Origin of the sequence: Rhodococcus sp. B7740 (assembly GCF_000954115.1) — a bacterium.
Lineage (GTDB): Bacteria > Actinomycetota > Actinomycetes > Mycobacteriales > Mycobacteriaceae > Rhodococcoides.
This window is the reverse complement of the sequence record NZ_CP010797.1, coordinates 12189-36156: the sequence shown is the minus strand read 5'-3', so window position 1 is coordinate 36156 and position 23968 is coordinate 12189. Positions and strand designations below refer to the sequence as shown.

23 protein-coding genes are annotated in these 23968 nt (G+C 64.8%); 10 read left to right on the top strand and 13 right to left on the bottom strand.

The window, feature by feature from the left end; translation table 11 throughout:
• Positions 1-75: 75 nt before the first annotated feature.
• The 3 genes from NY08_RS00190 to NY08_RS00180 all read left to right on the top strand — a co-directional run bounded on the left by NY08_RS00190 (position 76) and on the right by NY08_RS00180 (position 2514).
• Entirely contained in the window at positions 76-849 is a 774-nt protein-coding gene (locus tag NY08_RS00190) for an 8-oxoguanine DNA glycosylase OGG fold protein (RefSeq protein WP_045194198.1), read from the top strand.
• Between the two features lie 88 nt (positions 850-937).
• Positions 938-2044 (top strand): serine hydrolase, encoded by a 1107-nt coding sequence (locus NY08_RS00185; RefSeq protein WP_045194196.1) that lies wholly within the window; start codon positions 938-940, stop codon positions 2042-2044.
• Positions 2041-2514 (top strand): ArsR/SmtB family transcription factor, encoded by a 474-nt coding sequence (locus tag NY08_RS00180; protein ID WP_045194194.1) that lies wholly within the window; start codon positions 2041-2043, stop codon positions 2512-2514. The genes NY08_RS00185 and NY08_RS00180 overlap by 4 nt, the downstream gene beginning before the upstream one ends.
• 19 nt (positions 2515-2533) lie before the next feature.
• On the opposite strand, the gene NY08_RS00175 is transcribed toward NY08_RS00180, so the two are convergent.
• On the bottom strand, positions 2534-3049 hold the full coding sequence (locus NY08_RS00175; RefSeq protein ID WP_045194192.1) for a hypothetical protein: 516 nt from the start codon (positions 3047-3049) through the stop codon (positions 2534-2536).
• A 23-nt stretch (positions 3050-3072) separates the two neighbouring features.
• Positions 3073-3597 carry a hypothetical protein gene (locus NY08_RS00170; protein ID WP_235387036.1) on the bottom strand — a complete coding sequence of 175 codons (525 nt, stop codon included), beginning with the start codon at positions 3595-3597 and terminating at the stop codon, positions 3073-3075.
• Between the two features lie 262 nt (positions 3598-3859).
• Between NY08_RS00170 and NY08_RS00165 the strand changes: the two genes are divergently transcribed.
• Positions 3860-4534 (top strand): hypothetical protein, encoded by a 675-nt coding sequence (locus NY08_RS00165; protein ID WP_082073943.1) that lies wholly within the window; start codon positions 3860-3862, stop codon positions 4532-4534.
• 14 nt (positions 4535-4548) lie between these two features.
• Positions 4549-5202 carry a hypothetical protein gene (locus NY08_RS00160; RefSeq protein WP_144407282.1) on the top strand — a complete coding sequence of 218 codons (654 nt, stop codon included), beginning with the start codon at positions 4549-4551 and terminating at the stop codon, positions 5200-5202.
• Here the strand turns inward: NY08_RS00160 and NY08_RS00155 are convergent, their stop codons facing one another.
• The gene (locus NY08_RS00155; RefSeq protein WP_045199426.1) at positions 5203-7110 is read right to left on the bottom strand and encodes a flavin-containing monooxygenase; all 1908 of its coding nucleotides are present in this window, start codon (positions 7108-7110) and stop codon (positions 5203-5205) included.
• 216 nt (positions 7111-7326) lie between these two features.
• Between NY08_RS00155 and NY08_RS00150 the strand changes: the two genes are divergently transcribed.
• Genes NY08_RS00150 through NY08_RS00135 form a run of 4 tightly spaced genes read left to right on the top strand, consistent with a single transcriptional unit; the run spans position 7327 to position 11338 of the window.
• Positions 7327-7989 (top strand): nitroreductase family protein, encoded by a 663-nt coding sequence (locus tag NY08_RS00150; RefSeq protein WP_045194189.1) that lies wholly within the window; start codon positions 7327-7329, stop codon positions 7987-7989.
• Positions 7990-8014: 25 nt separating this feature from the next.
• The gene (locus NY08_RS00145; protein ID WP_045194186.1) at positions 8015-9577 is read left to right on the top strand and encodes a class I adenylate-forming enzyme family protein; all 1563 of its coding nucleotides are present in this window, start codon (positions 8015-8017) and stop codon (positions 9575-9577) included.
• Entirely contained in the window at positions 9574-10215 is a 642-nt protein-coding gene (locus NY08_RS00140; RefSeq protein ID WP_045194184.1) for a TetR/AcrR family transcriptional regulator, read from the top strand. The genes NY08_RS00145 and NY08_RS00140 overlap by 4 nt, the downstream gene beginning before the upstream one ends.
• Entirely contained in the window at positions 10205-11338 is a 1134-nt protein-coding gene (locus NY08_RS00135; RefSeq protein ID WP_045194182.1) for an EstA family serine hydrolase, read from the top strand. The genes NY08_RS00140 and NY08_RS00135 overlap by 11 nt, the downstream gene beginning before the upstream one ends.
• A gap of 3 nt (positions 11339-11341) precedes the next feature.
• On the opposite strand, the gene NY08_RS00130 is transcribed toward NY08_RS00135, so the two are convergent.
• The 5 genes from NY08_RS00130 to NY08_RS00110 are packed head-to-tail and all read right to left on the bottom strand — an operon-like array spanning position 11342 to position 16300.
• Positions 11342-12220, bottom strand: a complete 879-nt coding sequence (locus tag NY08_RS00130) for an NAD(P)-dependent oxidoreductase (protein ID WP_045194180.1) — start codon at positions 12218-12220, stop codon at positions 11342-11344.
• A gap of 44 nt (positions 12221-12264) precedes the next feature.
• Positions 12265-13338: a 2,3-butanediol dehydrogenase gene (locus NY08_RS00125; protein ID WP_045194179.1), complete on the bottom strand. Its 1074-nt coding sequence runs from the start codon at positions 13336-13338 to the stop codon at positions 12265-12267.
• A gap of 45 nt (positions 13339-13383) precedes the next feature.
• Positions 13384-14157 carry an SDR family NAD(P)-dependent oxidoreductase gene (locus tag NY08_RS00120; protein WP_045194177.1) on the bottom strand — a complete coding sequence of 258 codons (774 nt, stop codon included), beginning with the start codon at positions 14155-14157 and terminating at the stop codon, positions 13384-13386.
• Complete coding sequence (locus NY08_RS00115) at positions 14154-15239, bottom strand: SDR family oxidoreductase (RefSeq protein ID WP_045194174.1); 1086 nt, start codon at positions 15237-15239, stop codon at positions 14154-14156. The genes NY08_RS00120 and NY08_RS00115 overlap by 4 nt, the downstream gene beginning before the upstream one ends.
• Positions 15236-16300, bottom strand: a complete 1065-nt coding sequence (locus NY08_RS00110) for a zinc-dependent alcohol dehydrogenase (protein WP_082073647.1) — start codon at positions 16298-16300, stop codon at positions 15236-15238. Before NY08_RS00110 ends, NY08_RS00115 begins: the two co-directional genes overlap by 4 nt.
• 164 nt (positions 16301-16464) lie before the next feature.
• Between NY08_RS00110 and NY08_RS00105 the strand changes: the two genes are divergently transcribed.
• Positions 16465-17250: a helix-turn-helix domain-containing protein gene (locus NY08_RS00105; RefSeq protein ID WP_235387035.1), complete on the top strand. Its 786-nt coding sequence runs from the start codon at positions 16465-16467 to the stop codon at positions 17248-17250.
• A gap of 7 nt (positions 17251-17257) precedes the next feature.
• Here the strand turns inward: NY08_RS00105 and NY08_RS00100 are convergent, their stop codons facing one another.
• The 5 genes from NY08_RS00100 to NY08_RS00080 all read right to left on the bottom strand — a co-directional run bounded on the left by NY08_RS00100 (position 17258) and on the right by NY08_RS00080 (position 23862).
• Entirely contained in the window at positions 17258-18028 is a 771-nt protein-coding gene (locus NY08_RS00100) for an SDR family NAD(P)-dependent oxidoreductase (RefSeq protein WP_045194170.1), read from the bottom strand.
• 32 nt (positions 18029-18060) lie between these two features.
• A complete protein-coding gene (locus NY08_RS00095) occupies positions 18061-19035 on the bottom strand; it encodes a zinc-dependent alcohol dehydrogenase (protein WP_045194168.1) in 975 nt (324 codons plus the stop codon).
• 36 nt (positions 19036-19071) lie between these two features.
• Positions 19072-21582 (bottom strand): ATP-binding cassette domain-containing protein, encoded by a 2511-nt coding sequence (locus tag NY08_RS00090; RefSeq protein WP_045199422.1) that lies wholly within the window; start codon positions 21580-21582, stop codon positions 19072-19074.
• 41 nt (positions 21583-21623) lie between these two features.
• The gene (locus tag NY08_RS00085; RefSeq protein ID WP_045194166.1) at positions 21624-22709 is read right to left on the bottom strand and encodes an ABC transporter substrate-binding protein; all 1086 of its coding nucleotides are present in this window, start codon (positions 22707-22709) and stop codon (positions 21624-21626) included.
• A gap of 67 nt (positions 22710-22776) precedes the next feature.
• Entirely contained in the window at positions 22777-23862 is a 1086-nt protein-coding gene (locus NY08_RS00080) for an ABC transporter permease (RefSeq protein WP_052683674.1), read from the bottom strand.
• Between the last annotated feature and the right edge of the window lie 106 nt (positions 23863-23968).

Genomic DNA, 23968 nt, shown 5'->3' with positions numbered 1-23968 from the left:
GCAGCCAGCTCCACCAACGCATAGAGACGTGAACACAAGGGCGGTTCTGTCGGTGCCCGATGCTTCGATGGCGGTATGTCACGACTCGACGAGGGTTTCCCGCCTCCCACGGCCTGTGTGCAGTGGTGTCATCACCGCAGCTATGACCTTCATGTCCTCGACGACGGTGTGGAGGTGGACCTGGATTGGTGGAACGGCCACCTCGACCGGGCAGGCCACGATCTTCGACTGCGCGGCCGCAACCTCGACGGCGAGATCGTCGAGTACGGCGGCGCAACGGTTCAGCGCAACGATCTTCGGTTCGGCACCGATCTGGCTGTAGGCGAACATGATTCGCTCGGTCTGCTGTTTCTCTGCGCGGCCTGGCAGGGCAGTCACCGACACCGCCGAGCGATGCGACGATTCCCCGACGTCATGAACCCGCACCTCAGCCGTCCCGACGAGAACCCCGTCGCCAAGACTCTCGCTGTGCTCGACAGCTGCGTACGGAACCGCGCAGTGCCCGACCATCCGAACTCGACCTGGTCCGGATGGCCCGACGCACCGGGCGTCGGAATGTCCCTGATGGCCACGTTCCTCTGGGCCGTGAAGGCGTCGGTCTACGGCGGCCCGGCACAACTCATCGACCAATACGGAGTCTCGACCCTCATACACGAAGGGTGGCTCGAAGACCCTTCGGTCACCGGATTCACTCGTCGCCGATACGACCGGTACGTCGAACTCATCACCGCATGGGCCACCGACATCGGCACCAACCCCGAGCTCGTCGAAATGTGGCTCGTGCAGCGCTGGAGCGCCCGACTGAACGAAGCACGACACGGCCGCTACACAGCCCCAACCTTGTTCTGAACACCTGGAGTCCGGTGAACGGGTTGCCGAGCCGCATATCAGCTTCTATGGTTATCCGTAATTACGGAATAACCGATAGGAGAACTCGATGCGACGCTCGACCTGGATCTCGACAACCTGCGCGGCCGTCCTGCTGATGGGCGGATGCGCCACCGACAGCGACGCAGCTGCAACGACCACCACAACCCCGACGCCGGAGAACTACGCTCCCGTCACGTCCACCGACCTCGCCACCGAAGACGGGTGGATCGGACTGATCGATCAGGCACCCGACACCGTCAGCCTCGTCATCGATGACGGTCGCGGCCGAACCGTCGAACATCGTGCCGACCAAGAGCAGGTACTCGCATCCGCGATCAAGGTGGTACATCTCGCCGCCTACGCCCAGGCAGTCGCGAACGGCACCATCGACCCGAACGAGCAAGTGGCCCTGTCGGATTGGGAACGCTGGTACTTACCCCGCACCGACGCCAACGCACATCCCAATGCCCTGACCCGGTTGGGCATTGCCAACACCGGCACCAACGCAACCGACCCCAACGCCACGGTCCGTATCGACGACATGGTCTCGGCCATGATCCAGGAAAGCGACAACTCGGTTCCCGACTACCTCCGCTACCGACTCGGCGATCAAGCACTCGTCGACGCCGCAGCCGCAGGAGGTTGGGAGAACTTCGAGGCACCGAGCATGGTGGCCGACATGCTCTCGATCTTCGATCCTGAACTCGCCGATGCAGATACCTGGGAGACCGCTCAGAAGTGGGCATTCGACCCGCAGTTCCGGGCCCAGGCCGAGGCGTCCGTACAAGTGCCGACCTACGAGGACCAGGTATCCAGGGTCGAGAGCAGTTTCCGCGGCGGTTCGGCCGAAGAACTAAACGGAATGTATCGCGCCTTCACGGACGGGACCTACGGCGCGGCATCCGACACCATTCTGCGTCATCTGGAATGGCAACCTGCCGGTGACAGCGTTCGCGGCGTCGGGTTCAAAGGCGGCAGCCTCCCCGGTGTGCTGACCCAGGGTTTTGAGCTGCGCCGCAACGACGGAACGGTCGCGACCGCGGTGTGGCTCACCGATGGTCTTTCGGCCGACAGATTCGAGCAAGCGTACGCAGGAGCCGGCGTACAGCAGCAACTCATCGTCGAGGCGATGCTCTCGCCCGAGATTCTCGACCGGATAGCCTGCGTGGTGTGAGCACAGAGTTCGAATCGAGACTGGCAGAGCTGGAAGCCCGCGTCGCCGAGCTGGAGCGACGCGACACTCCCCAGCAGCCCGAGGCCGCCCCGTCGACAGGCGGCATGATCGCCTACCAAGGCGACGTGCATCTGCACGGAACGGTCCGCTGGGACATCGGCTACTCCCCCGACGCCATCGTGGACTTACCGGTTCCCTCCGCATCGGAAGTCCTTGCTGCCCTGGGACATCCGGTGCGGTTGCAGATCGTGCGGACACTGCTTCGAGGCCCGGCGAACGCTGCGGATCTGCACGCAGCAGTGGGACTCGGCTCGTCCGGCCAGATCTATCACCACCTCAAGACTCTGAGTTCGGCGAACATCGTCGAGCAGCAGGGTCGCGGCGACTACCGAATCGCCGCCAAACGAGTTGTGCCGCTGCTGGTTTCGATGCTCGCTGCTGCCGATATCGCGGGCGATCTGGGAACTTGACCGCTTACAGCCCCGCGCGTCAGGGTACGAACAACACTCCCAATCCGGGGATGAGGGCGTTCGACGCATCGGGATTCTCGCGGTCGTGGGTGACGGTCACGAAGACCGGACCTGCACCCGTCCGAGCCGTCAACTCGGTCGGCAGGCGGTAGGCCTGCGAACCACCCTGATTGGCCGGCTGCGTCCGATCGATCTCGTCGTTCCAGTGCCGCAGACCTGCGGAACCCGCCTCACCGGTGGACAGGTTGCGCCAATTGACCGTCAGGTGCCGGTAGTTGAACTGGTAGTAATAGGGCCGGATGTCGGCGGCCGAGAAGCGCACCTCTCCTGGCTTCTCGCCGACCACCGCGCGAATTGGAATGGTTTGGATCAGCCCGCCGGGAACGCCCGCAGGGACGAACTCCGGCCCGGTGACGACAGGCACCTGAAGTACCGACTCTTGCGGAGCAGCAGTTGCAGTTCCGGCGGCCGTGCCGAAGACCAGGGGGACGCACAGCGCCAGGGCGGCGACTCCGCATCGGATCGATGTCCTCATCGAGTTTCCTTTCGGGTGGACAATCAGGGCACGTAGATCAGGCCTTTGCCCGGGATCAGCGTGTCGGCGTAGGGCTCGCCGTAGTAGTAATCGCGGTAGTGGGTCACCGTGATCTCGACCCACCCCCGGCCTGTAGGCAGCGCGACTTCAAGTGGTAGCTGCTCACCTTGCAGCGGTGGCAGGTCATTGGGCGGGCCCGGGTTGGGGTCTTCCTGCCAATGCCGCAGTCCCACGTTTCCGCGGAATCCGATGTCCCAGTTTCGCCAGCTCACACCGAGGCTCCGGTACGGGTACTGGTCCGCGTACGGCGCGATGTTCGCCGCCGACAGCAGCAGAACTCCAGGCTCGGTACCGACCGTGGCCTTCATCGGAATGGTCTGGAACAACCCGCCGGGCACGGCACCGGGTGCGATCTGGAAACCGGTGACCACCGGAATCTGGAGCAGCGTGGTCTGCGGAGCTGCCACGGCCGTTCCCGTACCGATGCCGAGCATCAGGGGAACTACGAGTGCGATCGATACGACCGCTCGTCGCAATGTCTTTCGCATACAGCACGCCTTTCGATCATGTCGCACAACGACATACCGGACCGTTTGTGGCCCCGCACCACGAACTCCAGGTTGAACCTGAAACATCAAGTGGTTCTTGAGTCTTTACCGAACCCACCCTCGCAGTCACAGCGACAAAAGGACCACCCGTATACCGATTCGTGATGGGGTCGTGACACGACTGACGTTAACAGACCACTTGGCCCGTTCGATTCATTGATCAGAGGTGACGCACTCCGCAGCCACCGGTGAGGACCATCGAATGAGGCAAGTCCGAAACATCGTGGCCATGAGCGCGCTGATCGCCGCTACGGCCCTCGCATCCACCGCCTGCGGTGCCGACGAGCCGGCGAGCAACCCACCCACGCCTGCCACCAGCGCAGCGGCTGCTCCGTCGGCAAACGGGTCCACCGAATCCGACGGTGGTAGCGGCGCAGGCGGAATCGCACAGGCTCCCGACATAGTCACCCCGGTACAAGCAGAACCCGCCGCTGCGGACACACCGGCAGTACCGCCCGCCCCGAACCGCGACGACGTCAACGTCGATGCGCGCGACTACGAGCAGCCCGGCGGCCAATACTTCTTCCAATCCCCCAGCGGAAATGTGTTCTGCGCATTCAATTCGTTCAACGCTCCCGGGACCATCGTGGGCTGCCAGGTCCGCTACTCGGTACCGGGCAACACCGGCCGAGAATGCGCGAACACGGCGAACAACACCTACGGGGTGCAGATCACCCAAGACGGCACCGTCGAACAGATCTGCACCAACCAGGGCATCTTCGTCGGCGATCCGAACAACGGCGACACCCAGGTTCTTCAATACGGTCAGGTCATCGGAGTCACCGGCAATTTCTGTCGCTCCACCGAAGCGGGCATCACCTGCTACGACGGCGACCGAGGCTTCATGATCTCCCGCGACGTCAACATCGCGTTCTGATGAGGCAGCTCCGAGTGTTCCGCAGAACCGCCCTCCTCGCTGCCACCGCATCACTGACCGCTTTCGCGCTGACGGCCTGTGGCGGCGAGGACACCCCGGCTGCCGCGCCGACCCAGAGCACCAGCGTCACCGCACAGATGCCCACGCCACCACAGGTGACCATCGCAGCGCCGTCGAACACCGATGGTTCCGACGAATCGACGGACACGCCCTCGGCGACCGGTACGGAACCGACGGCCGACAATCCCGCGAACAACACCGCGCCCATCACACCGGTCGACCCGGCCAGCTACTCGGTGCCCGACAATCAAGTTGCATGGAAGTCCCCGTCCGGCAACGTGTACTGCAAGATCGGATCGGGCCCGTTCTCCTCCGGCTGCCAGGCATCCGATGCGCCGGTACCCGATGGCGCAGGCACCGATTGCGCACCGAACACCACGTTCAGCGTCGACATGCTGTCGAAGGGCTTCTACCTCGACCCGGGACACGTCACCCCCACGTGTTTCAACCAGGGGGTGTTCGGAGCCGAGGGTCAGAAAGTGTTGGAGTACAACACTTCAATCGCCTTCAACGGCTTCACGTGCTTCTCCCGCGTCGAGGCGATGATCTGTGACGCGGGTGGCGGCCACGGCTTCGTGTTGTCGATGCAGCAGGCGACCTCCAACTGATCAGCGTGCCTCATCCCGTCGAGGTTCCATGACGAAGTCGTCCAGATCGGCCCGCCGCGTCATCTCCCAGTAGTCGACGATGCGCCACGGCAACGTCGAGACCACACGTCCGGCGTCGTTGCGGTACCAGTTGTCCATGCCGCCGTGCGACCAGATCATCTTGGCGTGCGCCTCGTCGTGCTTGCGGACGTACTCCGCTTCGACGTCGGCCTTGCACTCGATGGCTCCGATTCGCTTGTCCACCATGTCGATCAACACATCGACGATGTAGCGCACCTGGCATTCGGCGATGGTGATGTAACTACCCCCGTGGCCCAATACAGTTCCTGGACCGCAGGTGATGAAGAAGTTCGGGAAGTCCGGGACGGTGATTCCGAGATATGCGTGTGCATCCTCGGGGCCCCAGATATCGCGAATGAACTCACCCGATCGCCCACGCACATCGATCGGTGTCAACAGCTTGTGGGTCTCGAAGCCCGTCGCGAGAATCACCACATCGACCTCGGTCTCCGAACCATCGCGTGCCACAACCGAGTTGGCAGTGATGGACGAGACGGCGTCGGCGACGAGGGTGACGTTGTCGCGCTTGAGCGCGGCGTACCAACCGTTGTCGAGCAACATCCGCTTACCGAAGGGCGGGTAATCGGGAAGCGACTTCGCGACCAGGTCGGGTCGGCCCTCGAGCTCGGCTTCGATGTAGCGGGTGAACACCCGTCGATGCGCATCGTTCACCGGGTTGATCGAGCGCGCCGGATGCTCCCATTCGGGATCGACCTGCAGCGAGCTGTGCACTCGATCGTTGAAGTTCCAGGCCAACCGCGTTCGGTACCAAAGGCGATACAAAGGAACGACATCCATGAGGTAGTTGGCGTCGTCGCTCATCTCGGTGAAATAGACGTCACTCGACGCAACCCACTGAGGTGAGCGCTGGAAGACCGTCGCATGCCCCACCGTCGACGCGATGGCCGGCAACACCTGCATGGCACTGGCCCCGGTACCGACGATGGCGACGCGCTTACCGGTCAGATCCAGATCGGCCGGCCAGTTCGCCGTGTGGAAGATCGGGCCGTCGAACGACTCCAGTCCAGGGATATTCGGCACCTTCGGCCGATTGAGCTGACCGGTGGCGGTGATCACCACGTCTGCGGTCAGCGTTTCGCCATCGACCGTCGTGACGGTCCATCCCTGCCTCTGTGCGTCGTACTCGGCGGTCGCCACCTCGGTGTCGAAGCGAATACGTTGCCGCAGATCGTGTTCGGAGGCCACGTCGCTGAGGTACTCCCACACCTCGTCACGCTTGCCGAAGTGCGTGCTCCAGGCCCGCGGCGCGAAGGAGTAGGAGTACAGGTGACTCGGGGTGTCGACGCCGGCACCGGGGTAGGTGTTCTCGAACCAGCCACCGCCGACGTCGGAGTTCTTCTCCAGCACTGTGTGACTGATGCCCGCCTCGTGCAGCTTGATGGCGGCGAGCATCCCGGAGACACCGGCACCGATCACGATCACCGACAGATCGTTCGGTGCGGCCACCGGAGTCTCCGCAACCACGAAGCCCATGTCCTCGGCGACCATGACGCCGAACTCGGGAGGCACCTGTTCACCGACGGCCAGGCTGATCATCTCGACGAGGTGCTCCGAGTCGGGTGAGGGCACCGCCATGGGCTCGCCCTCGTGGAAGGCGCAGATTGCGTCGAGGGCCGCGGCACGGATGCGGTGAGCTACTGCGTCGTCGAATCCGCCCGTGTCGTTGTCGTCCATGCCCCGACTGCGCGTGGGGCGATACGGATCGGCGAGCCACGAGCGATCGCCGGTCAACTGATAGAGCACCGCCACCAGCGTGGGCAGGTTGGCCGCAGAGAGAGCCCGTGAGAGCCGGTCCCGATCCACCCGGTCCCGATCAACCCCACCCACGGTTTCCGCTGCCGTTGCTGCGTCTGTGGACACCGGTACCTCCTGTTGCGCGCTGCTCCATCCGACTCCGACAGCTCAACTAACCACGGTTAGGCAATTTCCCGCAAGGGATTCGCGATCTCGATATTCACAGCCTTTCGACCCTTGACAATGTGGCACACGCCACACGATGCTTCAAGGCACTACCTAACAGCGGACAGGCGAAGGGACACACCCATGGAACTCACGGAGGCGATGCGCACCACCGGCACCTGCAGGCGGTACCTCAGCGACCCTGTTCCCGACGAGGTGTTCAAGGCCGCGTTCGACGTCGCCCGCTTCGGCCCGCAGGGCGGCAACCGGCAGCCCGTGCGCTGGATCGTGGTGCGCGACGCCGCCCGTAAGCAGGCCCTCGCCGATCTCTACCTCCCGATGTGGGACGCCTACTTCGCCGGCATCACCGGCGGAACCGTCGCCGTCGGCGCATTGCCCAAGACCGTGCAGGACGCCGACTACTTCGCCCGTCACCTTCACGAGGTGCCTGCCATCGTGGTGGTCTGCGCCGCATTGGACGGACTGCATCCCACCGACCACGAACTCGGCCGACTCTCCGTCGTCGGCGGCGCGTCCATCTACCCGACCGTGCAGAACCTGTGCCTGAGCCTGCGCGATCAGGGCGTCGCCACCGCGGTGACGACGTTGCTGTGCCACGAGGAACCGGCCATCCGCGAACTGCTCGGCATCCCGGACGAGTACATCACCGCCGCACACATCGCCGTCGGCTATCCGGAGAAGTCGTTCCCGCGCAAGCTCACCCGTGATCCGGTGGAGCAGATCGTTGCGGCAGAGACCTTCTCGCAGCCGATGTTCGACTCCGCTGCACTCTCCCCCGCCCTGTAGAAGCTCGTACCTGAAGGAGTCCGCCGTGCCCGGTACTGCCACCCACCACCGCTCCCCCATCGGACGCGCCACCATCGGCGATCAACTTCGTCGCCATGCGCGGACGCAGCCGAACAAGGTCGCATTCATCAGCTACGCGGCGGACGGCACGCGTGAGGTCACGACCTATGGCGAACTCGATTCTCGCGCAAATCAGTTCGCCAACCTGCTGGTCGACCTCGGAGTGACCACCGGCGACCGCGTCGCCTCTATGGCGCGCAACAGCGTCGACGTGGTGGTCGCGTACTACGGCACGCTCAAAGCCGGAGCAGCCTTCACCGGCATCAACGTGATGTACCGCGCGGCCGAGGTGAAGCACCAACTCGAACATGCGGAACCGACTGTGGTGGTGGCCGATCCGGCCTACGCCGAGATCATCTCCTCGGTGAAGCCGGAGACCACCACCCTGGTGACGTTCGGACCCGAATACGCCGCACTGACGGCGAACACCCCGTCCACCGAGCCGGACGTCGAGATGGACGAGAACGACGTCGCGATGGTCATCTACACCTCGGGAACCGAAGCGGCTCCCAAGGGCGTGATGATCCCGCACCGCAACTTCCTCATCTCCACCGCGCCCGCGTGGAGCTGGGGCCTGCGGACGGGACCGGAGGACACTTGGTTGTTCGTCATGCCGTTCCACACCATCGCCGGACTCGGCTCGATGACAACCCTCACGCTGATGGGTGCCACGCTCGTTCTGCCGGCGACGGTCGACCCGGCGCAATCGCTGCGCATCATCGCCGCCGAGAAGATCTCCGTCATCGCGCAGACGCCGACGTTCTACCTGGCTCTGGCCCGTGACGCGCAATTCGGCTCCGAGACCGTCGGCCAGGTCAGGCGCTGCCTCACCTACGGTGGCCAGGTGTCACCGCACACGATCAGCGCCTGGGCCGCCGCGGCACCCGAGGCCATCTGGGGCACCTACTGGGGACAGTCCGAACTCTCGCAGCTCGGCTCGGTCGGGTGGTTCTCGACCCTCGACGACATTCCCGACGGCGACGCGTCGTGGATCGGCAAGCCCGTCACTCACCTCGAGATCAAGGTGGTCGACCCCGCGGGCAACGAGAGCGAGATCGGCGAATTGCTCTGCCGCACTCCATCGGTGATGCTCGGCTACTTCAAGGACCCCGAACGCACCGCTGAGGTGTTCCGGGATGGGTGGGTACACACCGGCGACATGGTCCGTATCGACGCCGACGGCAACCTGTTCTTCTACGATCGAATGAAGGACATGATCAAGTCGGGAGGGATGAACGTGTCGTCGCAGGAAGTGGAACGCACCATCCACACGCACCCGGACGTGCTACGCGCCGCCGTCGTCGGAGTACCCGACCCGTACTGGTCCGAGGCCGTCACCGCCTTCGTCATCGCCCGCGACGGAGTGACCGCCGACCCGGCCGCAATCATCGAGTACTGCCGCACCGAGTTGGCGTCGTACAAGGCACCGAAATCGGTACACATCGTGGCCGAACTGCCCGTCGACCCGCAGGGCAAGATCCTCAAGCGTGAACTCCGGCTGCTGGCGGCGGTCGAGGAAACCGTATGACGCAGCCACATTCACCGCAGCCGGCTGATGTGAGTCCCCTTCCCCGACAGCTCCGCACCCGCCAACGACGAGACGACATCGTCGCCAATGCCGCCAATATCTTTGCGCGTGAGGGCTACTCGAACGTGGGGATGCGCGACATCGCCGACGCCGTCGGTATCAAGGGTGCCAGCCTCTACCACCACTTCCCGTCCAAGGAAGACATCCTCTTCGCGATCTGTCTGACGGTCACACAGGAGCCGGCCGAGGAGAACCTGCCGCTGCTCGACGCGGCGGGGACCCCCACCGAACGCCTGTCGTCTCTGGTGCGTGCGCACCTGGTGCATCTGAACCGGAGACGGGTCGAGTACATCGTCGGCCTGCACGAGTTGGCCTCGCTCACCCCCGAGCACCGCGCCGTCATCAAGGACTACCGCCGCCAGTACCAACGACGCGTCCGCGACGTGATCACCGCCGGAATGCGCAGTGGTGAATTCACCGTCCCGGACGCGCGATTGGCGTCGTTCGCCCTGACCGACATGCTCAACGGCATCAGCAACTGGTTCCACGACGGCGGCGAGCTGAGCATCGAGGACGTTGCCGACGGATACGTCGAACTGGCTGTCCACCGCATTCTGGGAGCGGCACATGACGATTGACGGTCACTGCGACGCACGCTTCACCGCGGTACGAGACGCGTTGAGCGCCAACCTCGACAGCGGCGCCGAACTGGGCGCATCCATCGTGGTCGACATCGACGGCCACATTGCCGTCGACCTGTGGGGCGGCCATCGCGACACCGAACGTCGCCTGCCGTGGGAGTCGGACACGATCACCAACGTGTGGTCGACGACGAAAATGGTGACGTGTCTGGCGGCATTGATGCTGATCGACCGTGGGTTGGTCGATCACGATGCGCCGGTGGCGTCGTACTGGCCCGAGTTCGCGGCCGCAGGTAAGGACGACATCGCGATCCGGCATCTGTTGTCGCACACCTCCGGGGTCTCGGGCTGGGACCGACCGTTCAGCGAAGAGGACCTCTACGACTGGGAACTCTCCACCTCGAGGCTGGCGGCGCAGGCACCGTGGTGGGATTCCCGCACCACCTCGGGTTATCACGCGGCCAGCCAAGGCCACCTGATCGGAGAAGTCGTTCGCCGCGTCACCGGAACATCGTTGCGGCGGTTCGTGGCCGACGAGATCGCCGGCCACCTCGGTGCCGACTTCCAGATCGGTGCCGCCGAGACCGACTGGGATCGGATCGCCGACGTCGTGCCGCCACCACCGCCGACCGATGATGGCGTGCCCGACCCGACGTTGGTGCGTCGCAGGACCTTTCTCGGACCGTTGGTGCAGGCCTCGTCGGCGAACACCGCGGCGTGGCGCGCCGCGGACATGGGCGCACTGAACGGGCACGGCAATGCCCGATCGGTCGCGAGAATCCTGTCCGTCATCTCCCGAGGCGGCACCGTGGACGGCGTACGACTGCTGAGCCCGGAGACGATCGACACGATCTTCGAGGAGCAATCCGACGGGGTCGATCTGGCCCTGGGCATTCCGTTGCGCTTCGGCCTGGGTTTCGCTCTGCCACAGCCCGAATCGATGCCCTACATCCCCGAAGGCAAGGTCTGCTTCTGGGGCGGCTGGGGCGGATCGCTGACCGTTCTGCACCCGGACTCGAAGCTGACCATCTCCTACGTGATGAACCGCATGGGTCCCGGAATCATCGGATCCGACCGAGCCGAGCAATACGTGCGCGCGGTCTACGACGCCCTCGCCTGACGGTCAGGATTCGGCGGGCTTCAGGAACTCGAGCACTGCGGCCATGTCCTTCGCCCCGAGCCCGGAATCCAACGCCCGGTCGAGAACGTTCCCGACGGTCGTGGCCTGGGGCAGATCGAGGGCGTGATCGCGGGCCAACGCAAGTCCGAGGCCCACATCTTTGTGCAAGAGCGACAAGGGAAATGCCACACCCGCGGCGTCCGGATCGAGAAAGTGCTCCTTCTTGTAGCCGACGTACGGCGCAGCCACCGCACTCGAGCCCAACACTTCGTACAGGGCGGACGGGGCCAAGCCGGCCGATTCACCGAGAATCAACGCCTCGGCGACGGCCTGATTCAGTGCTGCGAGAACCGAATTGACCGCGAGCTTGGCCACCGAGGCGGTACCGGCGGGACCGGTGTGGAACTGCGCGCGCGTCACCGCCTCGAGGATCGGCTTCAGGTAGGTGAACTGTTCGTCGTCGCACCCGACCATCGTCGTGATCTGCCCGGTATCGGCCAGGCTCACGCTGCCCGAGACCGGGGCGTCGACCACCGCGGTGCCCGAACCTGCTGCACGCTCGGCGAATTCGCGCACGGCCGTCGGTCCGACCGTTCCCATCACCACGTGAAGGTGCTCCGACGCACCGGCCGTGGCGATTCCGTGCTCACCGAACAGCACCTCCTCGGTCGCTGCAGCATCGGGCAACATGCTGAAGGAGATCTCGGCGCGGGCCAGATCGGCGGGCGTCGAGGTGATCGTCATTCCCAGATCGACCAGTTCGGCCGGCGCGGTTTCCGCCGTCAGGTAGATGTCGTAGGCGGTGACCGTGTGGCCCGCCTCGAGGAGGCGGCGCACCATGTGGGTACCCATGCGGCCGACTCCGGCGAATCCGATGTGCATTGTTTCTCCTAGCGTGGGGCGGAAGGTCGCTGCTGTCGTGTCGATCAGGACGCCGGTGCGTCGCCGACCCGAACCAGAAGCTTCTGGGCGTCACCGTTCGGGTCGAGCAGCCGCTCGAATCCGTCGGCGACGATGTTCTCGACGTCGATGATCTCGCTGACGACCTTCTCCACCGGGTAGCGTCCGGATGCGACCAGGGCGATGATGCGCGGCCAGTCGTACACCGGGTAGCACCAGGTACCCACCAGAGTCAGGTCCTTGTTGGACATGGCCATCGGATCGATCGTGGCCGGCTTGACGTGCAGTCCGACCTGGGCGACGGTTCCGCCGGAGCGAACGCTGCCGAGTGCGGCCGTCAGTCCGTGCTGGTGACCCGAGCATTCCGCTGCGGCATCGACCCCGATACCGCCGGTCAGTGCGAGGACCGCGGCGGGCACGTCCTGCACGGTGGGGTCCAGTACCTCGGCGATGCCGAATGCCTCGATCAGCGCGCGGCGCTTGGCATTCGGCTCGGACACGATGATCTTCGCCGCACCCGATGCGTGTGCGTACAGAGCGGACAGGGCACCGATCGGTCCCGCACCGGTGATGAGGATGGTGTCGCCTGCTCTCAGGCCGGTGCAGTCGACACCGTAAGCGGCCACCGCTGCCGGCTCGATGAGAGCGCCCTGGACGTCACTGACGCTGTCCGGAAGCACCGATACCTGTTGTTCCTGCACCGCAACCAGTTCGGAGATTCCTCCGCCGCCCCAGCTCAACCCGGTGCAGGCCATGATCACACACAGGTGGTTGAGCCCGCGTCGGCAGTAGTAGCACTTGCCGCAGGTGACGAGCGGCATCACCGACACGCGATCGCCCACCGCGACCGACGTCACGTCGGAGCCGATCTCGACCACGCGCGCCGAGAATTCGTGGCCGAACACCTGCGGGGCTTTCGCGCCGGTGAGTGCGTGGGGTTCGGTCGGAATGACGATCGGACCGAAGGCGTACTCGTGCAGGTCCGTTCCGCAGATGCCGCAGAAGAACGGACGAAGCAGAACCTCGCCGGGGCCGACCTTCGGGGCCGGAACGTCTTCTACCCGTACATCGTGTCGGTCGTGAAATACCGCGGCGCGCATAGCTTTCTCCTGTAGTCGATGTTCTGTGTGCAGGGGGTGTCCGCGTCAGACCGCGGTGATTCCACCGTCGATGGTGACCGCGGAACCGGTCTGATAGCCGACGTCCTCGCGGAGGAGGAAGACCACCAGCTCGGCGATCTCCTCGGGTGATCCGTAGCGCCGAAGTGGTGTGCCTTCGATGAATCGGTCGCGCTCGAAGTTCGGATCGTCCGGGTTGACCAGACTTTCGGACCTCGACATCAACGGGGTGTCGACCGGCCCGGGGCAGATGCAGTTCACTCGAATGCCGTGAGCGGCGGATTCGGCTGCAGCACTGCGGGTCAGACCCAGAACGGCATGCTTGGTCACCACGTAGTCGGAGCGATCGGGAGCGCCCTTGAGACTGAGAATCGAACCGGTGTTGACCACCGCTCCACCTCCGGACCGACGCAGCAGTGGGAGTACGTGCTTGAGCCCGAAGAACATTCCGTTGAGGTTGACGTCGACCACCGATCGCCATTCGCTCTCGGTGGTGTCGACGATGGACTTGTGCACTCCCTCGACCCCGGCGTTGTTGAAGAACAGTCGTGGTTCACCGATCAGCGAGGTCGCGGCATCCGCATAGGCCTTCACCTGATCGTGGACGGACACGTCGGCGGCGAACGGATGGATCTCGCCGTCCGACTCCGCTGCGGTGCGCTCCGCGGCCGCCATGTTCATGTCGACGGCGAGCACCCGCGCACCCAACGACGCCAGCCGATACGCCACCGCTCGACCGATACCGCTGCCGGCACCGGTGACGATGGCACCCTTGTTCGTGAACTGCGACTGCTCGTTCATCGCTGACTCCTCGGGAGTATCCCGGCCGCGCGGTAGCTCTCGGTCTTGTCCATGAAACTCTCGAACGTGGAACGGAACCCGAGGAAGCCGGCCTTGCGGCTGTTGGTCATATCGGTCAGGCACTCGATGTCGCGGCCCAGGTCGCCGTCCGTGTGCCACCAGGACGCGAGACGCTTCACATCGGCTTCGACCAGACCGTGCTTCGCGGCGATCTCCGCCCATACCTTCGGGGCGTCTTCCATGCGGTCGTCGAGCGGCTTGGGGGCGTCGGAGAATCCGACGGGTTCGACGCCGAACGCCTCCGCGATCTGCGGCCACATCCAGCGCCACCGGAACACGTCACCGTTGGCGATGTTGAACGCTTCGTTCTCGCCCTCGACATGTGTTGCCGCCCAGATCATCTGCTCGGCGAGAAGGTCTGCGTCGGTGATGTCGGTCAGACCGTTCCACTGGGTGTCCGAGCCGGGGAACACGAACGGAGCGCCGGTCTCGCGGCAGATCTCGGCGTAGACCCCGAGGGTGAGTGCCATGTTCATCGCGTTGCCCACCGCGTAGCCGAAGACGGTGTGCGCTCGGTGCACGCTCCAGGTGAACCCCTGCTTCTCCGACGCCGCGAACAGCTCGTCCTCTTGGGTGTAGTAGAAGTTCGGGTTCGGCAGCCGGGGTTCGCTCTCGTGGAACGGGGTTTCGGCCATGACACCGGTCGCGTAGTCGTCGAACGGGCCGAGATAGTGCTTCAGGCCGGTCATCAGCCCGACGTGACGCAGCGCGGACTTGCCCTTCATCGCACCGAGGACGTTGCGGACGATGCTCCCGTTGACCTCGATGTTCTCGGCCTCCGAGTCCTGCTTCATCCAGGCCGTGATGAACACGATCTCCGGGTCGACGCCGTCGAGTGCTGCAGTCAACGACTCCGCATCGAGCAGATTCGCCGAGACCGGCACCACGCCCTCCACCGGATTGGTCGTGCCGCGGGCCAGACCGTAGGTGGTCCACCCTGCGTCGACGAGCCGACGCGAGATCGTTTGGCCGGCAATGCCGGTGGCACCGATGACGAGTGCCGCTCTGCTGGGCGCGCTCATCGGATCGCCGGATCGACGAGGACTTTGCCTTCGACCTTGCCGGTCGAGAGTCTGTCCAACTCCGCGGGCAGAGCTGCCAGTCCGACGGGCGTCTCGGCCAGCTCTGCGCCGAGCGGTCCGGTGTTCAGGATGTCCAGTGCGGCAGGCAGATCGGTGTCGCACACGTGGGCCAAGGTGGTTTCGAGAGTGATCTCTCGAAAGACGAGCGAATGCACATCCAGCTCCGGTTTCTCTTTGGGAATTCCTACTGCGAGCACGCGGCCACCGTCGGCCACCATGGTCAACGCCGAGACCAGCTGGCCGGGCGCTCCGCTCGCTTCGATGACGACATCGGGTTTCTTTCCGCCCAGAGCCTCGACGATGTCCGCGCCGAGGTCGTCGGACGGGGTGATCGTGCGGTGTGCTCCGAGGCGCGAGGCGCGATCCAGTCTCTTCCCCGGAAAGTCGACGACGGTGACCTCGACGTCGGCCAGGTGCTGCAGTCCGGCAAGGACGAAGGAACCGATGGCACCGGCACCGATGACGACGACGTTGTCCCCGTCACGGGCACCCGAGCGCCGGGCAGCGTGAATCCCGACGGCCAGGGGCTGAGCGAGTCCGGCGTGGTCGATGGACAGCCCCTCGGGCAGCGCGCGCAATGTCTTCGACGGGACGCTCGCGTACTCCGCCATGCCGCCGTCGACGTTGAGTCCCAGGGTCTTGTAGGTCGCGCACTGGTTGGTGCGGCCTTCCCGGCAGCGTCGGCATGTGCCACACCAGATTCCGGCTCCGGTGGCCACCAGATCTCCGATCTTCGTCTCGGAGTCGGGGTCTGCTTCGACCACCTCGCCGACGAATTCGTGGCCGAGGATCAACGGGCCCTGATGCCCGCTGTTCGGATGCCGGCGCAGTACCGGGAAGGTCTTGGGTCCGGCCACCCATTCCGAGGCGTCGGTGCCGCAGATACCCGAGCGTAGAACGCGTACGAGCGCCTCACCCGACCCGCGTCGGGGAACGGGAACCTCCTCGACGCGGATGTCGCGCGCGCCGTGGTACACGGCGGCCTGCATGGTATCGGGCACGATTCCTCCTGGACGAACATTGAATGTGATGCACGCTACTTCTTGAGTGTAGAGTAACACTGCACATGTTCAGTGCCAAGCGTCACGCCGTGAAAACCTTTGTACGAACGCGGAACAGCGGAATGACCGAGCAATGAGACAATCGATGCACTACCGTCCGTCCAGTGGGTGCGTACACCCGGCAGCAGGGGGAGACGGTGAAGGCAGAGGTGGGAGGCGGCGAAAGAATGACCGAAGAAACTGTCCAGGTCGAATCGACCGAGACGGCCGTTCAGATGAACGCGCAGATGGGCCTGCGTCTACGCGGAGCGCGTGAGAAGGCGAACATGTCGCTGCGCGAGATGGCCCGTCGAGTTCACCTGTCCCCCAGCTTCATCTCCCAGGTCGAGCTCGGCCGAACGGCACCCTCGGTAGGGACGCTGTATGCCATGGTCACCGAGCTGGGTCTGTCCCTCGACTCCTTGATGGCCGAAGACGTGGCACCGCACGACCTCGAGACCCCACAGCCCACGCCCTCGGCACGGCCGACGCTCACCGACCGCACCGAGGTGGCGCATGCGAACGGCAGCTCGCGAACATCCTCGGTTCAGCCGCTCCCCGAAGTGGGCGCGCTCCCGGGTCTCCAGCGTGCCGACGAACGGCCCGAGTTGTACCTTGGCGGAGTCCGGTGGGAACGCCTGACCCCGGACGACGATCCGGACGTGGAGTTCCTCCGAGTCACCTACCCTGCCGGGACCGAATCCTGCCCCGCGGACAACCTGATGAACCACGGCGGCAAGGAATACATCCATATCCTGTCCGGACGCTTGGAGATTCAGGTCGCCTTCGCTCGCCAGGTGCTCGGCCCGGGCGACAGTCTCCACTTCGACTCGTCCATTCCGCACCGGTTGAGCAACCCACACGACGAGACCTGCGTCGCAATCTGGTTCGTGGTCGGCCGACAGAAGTGATGCGGTCTCACACCGCCGTGTAACCGCCGTCGACCACCAGTGCCGCGCCGTGCACGAAACGCGCCTCGTCACTGGCCAGGAACAGCACCGCGTTGGCGACGTCCTCCGGCTCACCGACGTGACCGATCGGATGCTTGGGCTCCATGATGTCGAGGTAGCCGCGCAATCCACCCTCGCTACGTTCGGCCAGCTCACGCACGAACGGAGTCAGAATGGTGCCGGGGTGCACGGAGTTGACCCTGATGCCGTCGCGTCCGTACGTCACCGCATCCTTCTTCGTCATGATCGTGACCGCGCCCTTGGCCGCGTGGTACGGGGCCATCTCGTGCGAGCCGACGAGCCCGTAGATCGACGAGATGTTGACGATGCTGCCACCGCCGTTGGCCCGCAGGTGTCCGATGGCGTGCTTGGTGCAGAAGAAGACGCCCTTCACATCGACCGCGAACACGGCGTCCCACTCGGCCTCGGTGACCTCGTGGGTTGGCTTGTCGACGCCGGAGATGCCGGCGTTGTTGACGAGGATGTCGAGTTTTCCGAACGTCGCGGTCACCTGCTCGAACACCGAGGACACCTCGGCTTCGTCACTGACATCCAATCGCCAGAACGCCGCCCGGCCACCCTGCTCCTCGATCAGCCGGACGGTCTCGAGTCCGTCGCTCTCGGAGACGTCGGTGACCGCGACGGCGGCTCCTTGGGCAGCGAACAGCGTTGCCATAGCGCGACCCATTCCCTTGCCGGATCCGGTGACGATGGCGACTTTGTCGGTCAGACGAGACATGAAGGGTCCTCGGTGTCGTATGGGTTCGGAATTCAGAGACTTGCGTCGAAGGTGATGTGCACCTTGATGTTCTCGGCCGGCTTCTGTGCCTCGTCGAGAGCGGTCACGGCATCGTCGGCCGCTATTTCGCGCGTCACGAGTCCACCGAGATCGAGCCCACTCCTGGCGATGAAGCGCAGGGTCGCAGGCCACACGCCCGGCGAGCCGATCGCACCGCGGATGTCGAGCTCCTTGGATTGGATGAGCCCCAGTTTGGCCGGTGCCGATCGTCCGACGTCGATGCCGATGTACACCACCCGTGCGCGGTGCCCGGCGAGTTCGAGTGCACTGGCCATCACCTCGGGTCGGCCGGTTGCCTCGACGACGACGTCGGCACCTCGGCCGCCACTGACTCGGTCGAGTAGTTCGTCGACCTCCTCCGGGGTGACCGCATGGGCGGCACCGAGTTTCAGCGCGGCCTGCCGACGTCCCTCGGATGGTTCGACCACGATGGTCGTCGCCCCCAGTGCTGCGCCGCCGGCCACTACCCCGAGGCCGATCGGTCCGGCTCCGAGTACGACGAGTACGTCGCTCGCGTTGACGTTTCCGGCGCGCATCAGTCCGTAGTAGCCGCAGCTGAACGGTTCGACGAGCGCGCCGCTGGTGAACGAGACCTCGTCGGGAAGCTTGTGCAGCCATGCGGGTTTGACGACGAAGAACTCTGCCGCGGCTCCGCTGATGGAGAACCCGAAGTGGTCATCGCCGATGACGCATTCTCCGACGACACGGTCGCCCACCTGGAAGCCGTCGACGTCGGCACCGACCTTCGCGACCTCACCGGACCATTCGTGTCCGGGAATGATCGGGTACTCGAACGGGATGATGTAGCGGCCCTCGAGCAGTTCGATATCGGAATGGCAGACGCCGACCGATCGTGCGGCGATCAGAACCTCGTCCGCCGCTACGGTCGGGATGTCGAGGTCGGCGACCTCGGCCCGATTCTCTCCCACGAACCTGAGTGCTTTCACTGTTGTCTCCTCTGTATGACGTTGGTATGCGGGCGATCAGTGCTTGCGGGCCGAATTACGTTGCTGCAAAGCGACATACAGTACGGCGGCCACGATGACGATTGCGCCCTGCAACCAGTACTGCCATGCCGTACCCAGGCGCAGGAAGTTGGCGAGGGCCAGAATCACCTGCAGCAGTAGCGCTCCGAGCAGTACCGCTACCGGCGAACCGCTACCGCCGCGCAACAGTGTTCCGGCCACGACGACCGCGGTGATGGCCGACAGGGTGAAACCGATCCCCTGGTTGGGGTCACCGACGCCGACCTGACCGACCAACATGATCCCGCCGAGCATTGTCATCAACGAGCAGCCGATGTAGGCCGCGGTCACGGTGAGACCGTTGCGCACGCCCATCTTCTCGGCGATGCTGCTGTCGGATCCCGACGCGCGCAGGGCCATTCCGGGTCGCGTGTATCGCAGAACCGCTCCGAGCGCGACGGCGGCGAGTACCGCGATCAGGAACGCCACCGGAATCGGACCGATGCTGTAGTTGATCGCATCGAGAATCGCGAAGTCGACGTATCCGTCGATCTCCGGCCGAAGCAGCAGCGATATTCCTTGAATACCGATGTAGGTCACCAGAGTTGCTGCGACGGCGGTGAACCCCAGGCCTCGAATCAGTCCGCCGTTGATTGCACCCACGACGATCGCTGCCACCACCGCGACCGCGACACCCGCAAGCAGACTCAGCACCGAGGCTCCGTCGAACCAGAAGAACGACATGATGACCAGCACCAATCCTGTGAGCGGTCCCACCGACAGATCGATACCGCCGGTCATCACCACCAGCATCTGGCCGAGTGCGATGAAGCCGAGCGCCGTGGTGGTGAGCAGTACCGACACGATGTTGGCCTCACCGAGGAACCGCACGTTCTGCGTCGTGGCGATCAGTGACAGCAGGACGATGGCCCCGAGCAGGATGTACGCGGGCAACGATCGAACGAGCTTGTTGGGCGGCGTGTCCACCGCGCCGGCACCGGATGTCGCGGCACTGTTTCGGTGACCGGTCGCCGACACCATCGCCTGCATCATGTTGTGTTCGGTCACCGCATCGCCACTGAGCGATTCGACCACAGTGCCGCGGGACAGAACCAGAACCCTGTCGCACAGTCCTTCGAGTTCGACGGCGTCGGAGGACAGTACGACGATCGCCATGCCCGCGTCGGCGGCGTCGCGCAGCTCGCGGTAGATCTCGGCGCGCGCACCGGCGTCGACGCCCTGGGTCGGCTCCTCGGCCAGGATCAGCGCGGGCTTCGACAGCAGCGCTCGGGCCAACACCACTTTCTGCTGATTTCCGCCCGATAGATTTCCCACCGCCGTGTCGACGCTCGGTGCCTTCACCGTCAGCGAGTCGGCCATCGCCGACGTCAGTTTTCGCTCGCGGCTCTTGTCGATGATCCCGTGGCGGACGAAGCGACCGAACGCACCGAGCGCGGAGTTCTCTCGGATCGAGAAGTCCGGCAGTACCCCTTCTCCCGCGCGGTCGGCGGGCATGAAGGCGATGCCGGCCTTGTGGGCGTCCGCCGAGGACTTCAGCGTCAACCGATCACCGCCCAACCGCACGGTCCCGGTGGACTCGCTCAGGCCGGCGAGGGCTCGAAGCAGTGCCACCTGGCCGTTGCCCGCGACGCCTGCGAGTCCGACGATCTCGCCTGCGCCGACCGTGAAGGAGACGTCGTCGAAATCCGGGCTCGACAGGTTCTCGACCACGAGACCGTCTGCGCTCGGCCCGGTTCCCTTGGGCGGGAACACGGCGTCGACGTCGCGGCCTGCGATGAGCGTGATGATCTCGTCGTCGGTGAGCGACTGCGGATCGTAGGAGCCGCGCACCCGTCCGTCGCGAAGAATGGTCATCGTGTCCGCCAGTTCCCTGACCTCGGGGATGCGGTGGGTGATGTAGACGACCGCCACCCCGGCTGCGGCGAACCGGCGCACCTGCTCGAACAGCAGATCCACCTTGTCCTGGACCAGGGGCGCGGTCGGCTCGTCGAGGATGAGCACCTTGGTGTCGGTCGCGAGCGCCTTGGCGATCTCGATCAGCTGACGCTCCGCGATGGGAAGGTCGCCGCACTTGGTGTCGGGGTGGACGGTGCAGCCCACCACCGCCAACTTCTCGGTGACCCACGGGCCCATCTCGAACACCGAGGGACGCATGGTCCGAGGAATGGCCAGCACGAGGTTCTCGGCGACCGTCAGGTCCGGCAACAGGGCCGGAGTCTGGTGAACGATGGAGATGCCGAGAGCCAAGGCGTCGGCCGGGGTGAGAGCGGTCCGCTCGACGCCGTCGACGACGACGGATCCCGATGTGGGCGTCTGGGTTCCCGAGATGATCGACATCAGCGTCGACTTGCCTGCGCCGTTCTCGCCGAGAAGAGCGTGCACCTGTCCCGGTCTGATGTCGATGTCGACACCGGACAGTGCGGTGACGGGGCCGAAGGTCATGCCGATGCCGCGAACCTGAAGGTACGGCTCGGCGAGAACGGTTGTGGACGTGAATGTCTCGTTCATCGAAGCTCCTGACAGCACTGGCTGCGGTGTGATCGGACGTGTCATTGCAGAACCTCTCCGATGCGTTGCGGATCGAGGGTGCTGGACAGGAGGGCATCCTCGGGTAGAGCCGGGTTGCAGATCGGCGCGCTCGGTTCGGCGCTGATCGAATCCTCGAACGCCACCGGCACATCGACCTTGGACTCGGGTGCGATGCCCCCGGTTGCTTCGGCTACGACGTGCTGGACGGCGAGGCGCACCATGTAGGTCTGCGAGGTGACCGTGAACAACTCGAACCCGGGATTGGCGTCCTTGAGCTGCGCGTACTGGCAGGACAGTCCGTTGGAGTCGGCCGACGCGATCAGCGGCAGCGGACGTCCGGCCTGCTGGAATGCCGTCATGATGCTGGTCGCGGCGAAGTCCGTCATGACCGCGTCGATCTGGGGGAAACGCGAGAGCATGGTCGAGGTGGCCTGCTGGGTTTCCGCGGGCGTCCAGTTGGTGACGGTGAACGGTTGGTCGCCGATCAACTTGATGCCCGGATGATCGACCAGGACTTCCTGCATGCCTTCGTACTCCGCGAGATCCTGGGAGTTCGCGGGCGGTCCGCCGAGGAACAGGACATTGCCTTCCCCGTTCGGCAGCGATTTCACCAGCCACTCGGCGTACAACCGGCCGATCGCGCCGAAGTCGGCGGCCACGAACGTGGTGTACTCCGAGCCCTCGGATCCACCGGGAGATATCCGGTAGGGAACGACGGCGACACCGGCCTTGTATTCGTAGCGCAGCGCCGGAAGAATCGCTTGTCCTGCGTCGGGGAACACCAGCATGCCGTCGACGCCCTGAGCGCCGAGGCTCTTGATGTCGGCAATCGCCTTCTGAGTGTCACCCTGGGCATCGGTGGTGATGAAGTCCGTGACGGACGAACACTTGGCGAGCTCGTCCTGCAACTCGGCGAAATTGGTTCGCTTCCAACTGTTTCCACCGCTACCGTCGGCGAACCCGATGACGGCCTCGTTGGGGCCACACCAGTCCGGCCGTGGCTCGCTACTGGACACGGTCTCGAAGCCGCCCACCGAACAGCCCGCGATCAGGGCGGCAACGGGCAGCAGCGTGAGCATCCGCAGGGTGTAGGTCGTGAGCTTCATCGATGATGTCCTCGAGTCAAGGGGGAAGAACGAATGTCGTAACGGGCCAGGTGCCGTGTGCCGGCGGTCATGCCACCTCGACCGGCTTTCTGGGTTCCTCGACGGCCGGGGCGCGACGCTTGCCGCCGGGCCGGAAACCGCTGTGGAAGGCGACACCGAGACCGAGCGCGAGAGCCTGGATGAGGATCTGCCAGCCGTAGGCGAGTCCCAGCGTCGAGGCCAACCGGTCGACCTGAGTGAAGAAGACTGCCGCGATCAACGAGGCGAGCACACTGCCTTTACCACCGAGCAGCGATGTACCACCGAGTACGACGGCAGCCACCGACGGCAACAGGTAGGTGTTGCCCTCACTGATTCCCGGGGTGTTCACGATGCCGGTCAGCAACACGCCGGCGACGGCGTACAGCACTGCCGCAACGGAGTACGCGCCCAGTGTGTAGCGCAACGGTGCAATACCTGCCGCGACGGCGACCCGCGGATTGGCACCGACGGCCTCGAAGATGCGTCCGGTCGGCGTGAGTCGAACGACGACCCCCACGACGACGGTCAGGACGATCGCGACGACCACGGTCACCGGAACTCCGAGCAGCGTCGATCCGATGACATCGGACAGTCCGGTGGGGGTACGACGTGCAGCACCCTCGGAGACCGCCCAGGTCGCACCGATGAGGAGCGCATTCATGCCGAGGGTCGCGACGATCGGTGCCACGTTCAACCGCGCGACGACGAAGCCCGAGACGGCTCCGGCCACCGCAGCGATGAGAAAGGCCGCGGCTACTGCCAGGAAGATCGCGCCGGGTGTGCCGCTGCTCACGAGTTTGGTGACCACGACGACGGACAGGGAGAACACGCCCGGTACCGACAGATCGATACCGCCTTGCTGCACGACCAGGGTTTGCCCGATCGCGACGACCGCCAGGATTGCGGCGAACGGCAGCATCGCGGAGATCGCCCCACCGCTGACACTCTGTGGCGCGAGTACTGCGCTGATCAGGAACAGAACGACGGTGGCGATTCCGATGGCGACGGCACCTCTGGCTCGTCCGCTCAGGGCCGTGCGCAGTCCGCCTGCCGTCGATCGTTCGTTGCCGGGAGTGGGCCCGATTCCCGTCGAGGGCGCGGGTCCCCCAGCCGATTGACCATGTGATGTCACGAGAGTTCTCCGTTGATCGGGCGATGAGGGTTGTGAATCCAGCGGGATGTTTCGCTGCGTGAAACTCGGCTGTGCACAAGCAGGCGAACATAGAGCTTCAGAATGT

Coding starts and splice junctions, on each gene's coding strand:
- NY08_RS00120 (WP_045194177.1), bottom strand. CDS start 14,157: ATGAACGAGCAGTCGCAGTTCACGAACAAGGGTGCCATCGTCACCGGT.
- NY08_RS00090 (WP_045199422.1), bottom strand. CDS start 21,582: ATGAACGAGACATTCACGTCCACAACCGTTCTCGCCGAGCCGTACCTT.
- NY08_RS00190 (WP_045194198.1), top strand. CDS start 76: ATGTCACGACTCGACGAGGGTTTCCCGCCTCCCACGGCCTGTGTGCAG.
- NY08_RS00170 (WP_235387036.1), bottom strand. CDS start 3,597: ATGCGAAAGACATTGCGACGAGCGGTCGTATCGATCGCACTCGTAGTT.
- NY08_RS00125 (WP_045194179.1), bottom strand. CDS start 13,338: ATGCGCGCCGCGGTATTTCACGACCGACACGATGTACGGGTAGAAGAC.
- NY08_RS00165 (WP_082073943.1), top strand. CDS start 3,860: ATGAGGCAAGTCCGAAACATCGTGGCCATGAGCGCGCTGATCGCCGCT.
- NY08_RS00140 (WP_045194184.1), top strand. CDS start 9,574: ATGACGCAGCCACATTCACCGCAGCCGGCTGATGTGAGTCCCCTTCCC.
- NY08_RS00100 (WP_045194170.1), bottom strand. CDS start 18,028: ATGTCTCGTCTGACCGACAAAGTCGCCATCGTCACCGGATCCGGCAAG.
- NY08_RS00085 (WP_045194166.1), bottom strand. CDS start 22,709: ATGAAGCTCACGACCTACACCCTGCGGATGCTCACGCTGCTGCCCGTT.
- NY08_RS00130 (WP_045194180.1), bottom strand. CDS start 12,220: ATGCACATCGGATTCGCCGGAGTCGGCCGCATGGGTACCCACATGGTG.
- NY08_RS00135 (WP_045194182.1), top strand. CDS start 10,205: ATGACGATTGACGGTCACTGCGACGCACGCTTCACCGCGGTACGAGAC.
- NY08_RS00175 (WP_045194192.1), bottom strand. CDS start 3,049: ATGAGGACATCGATCCGATGCGGAGTCGCCGCCCTGGCGCTGTGCGTC.
- NY08_RS00185 (WP_045194196.1), top strand. CDS start 938: ATGCGACGCTCGACCTGGATCTCGACAACCTGCGCGGCCGTCCTGCTG.
- NY08_RS00115 (WP_045194174.1), bottom strand. CDS start 15,239: ATGAGCGCGCCCAGCAGAGCGGCACTCGTCATCGGTGCCACCGGCATT.
- NY08_RS00150 (WP_045194189.1), top strand. CDS start 7,327: ATGGAACTCACGGAGGCGATGCGCACCACCGGCACCTGCAGGCGGTAC.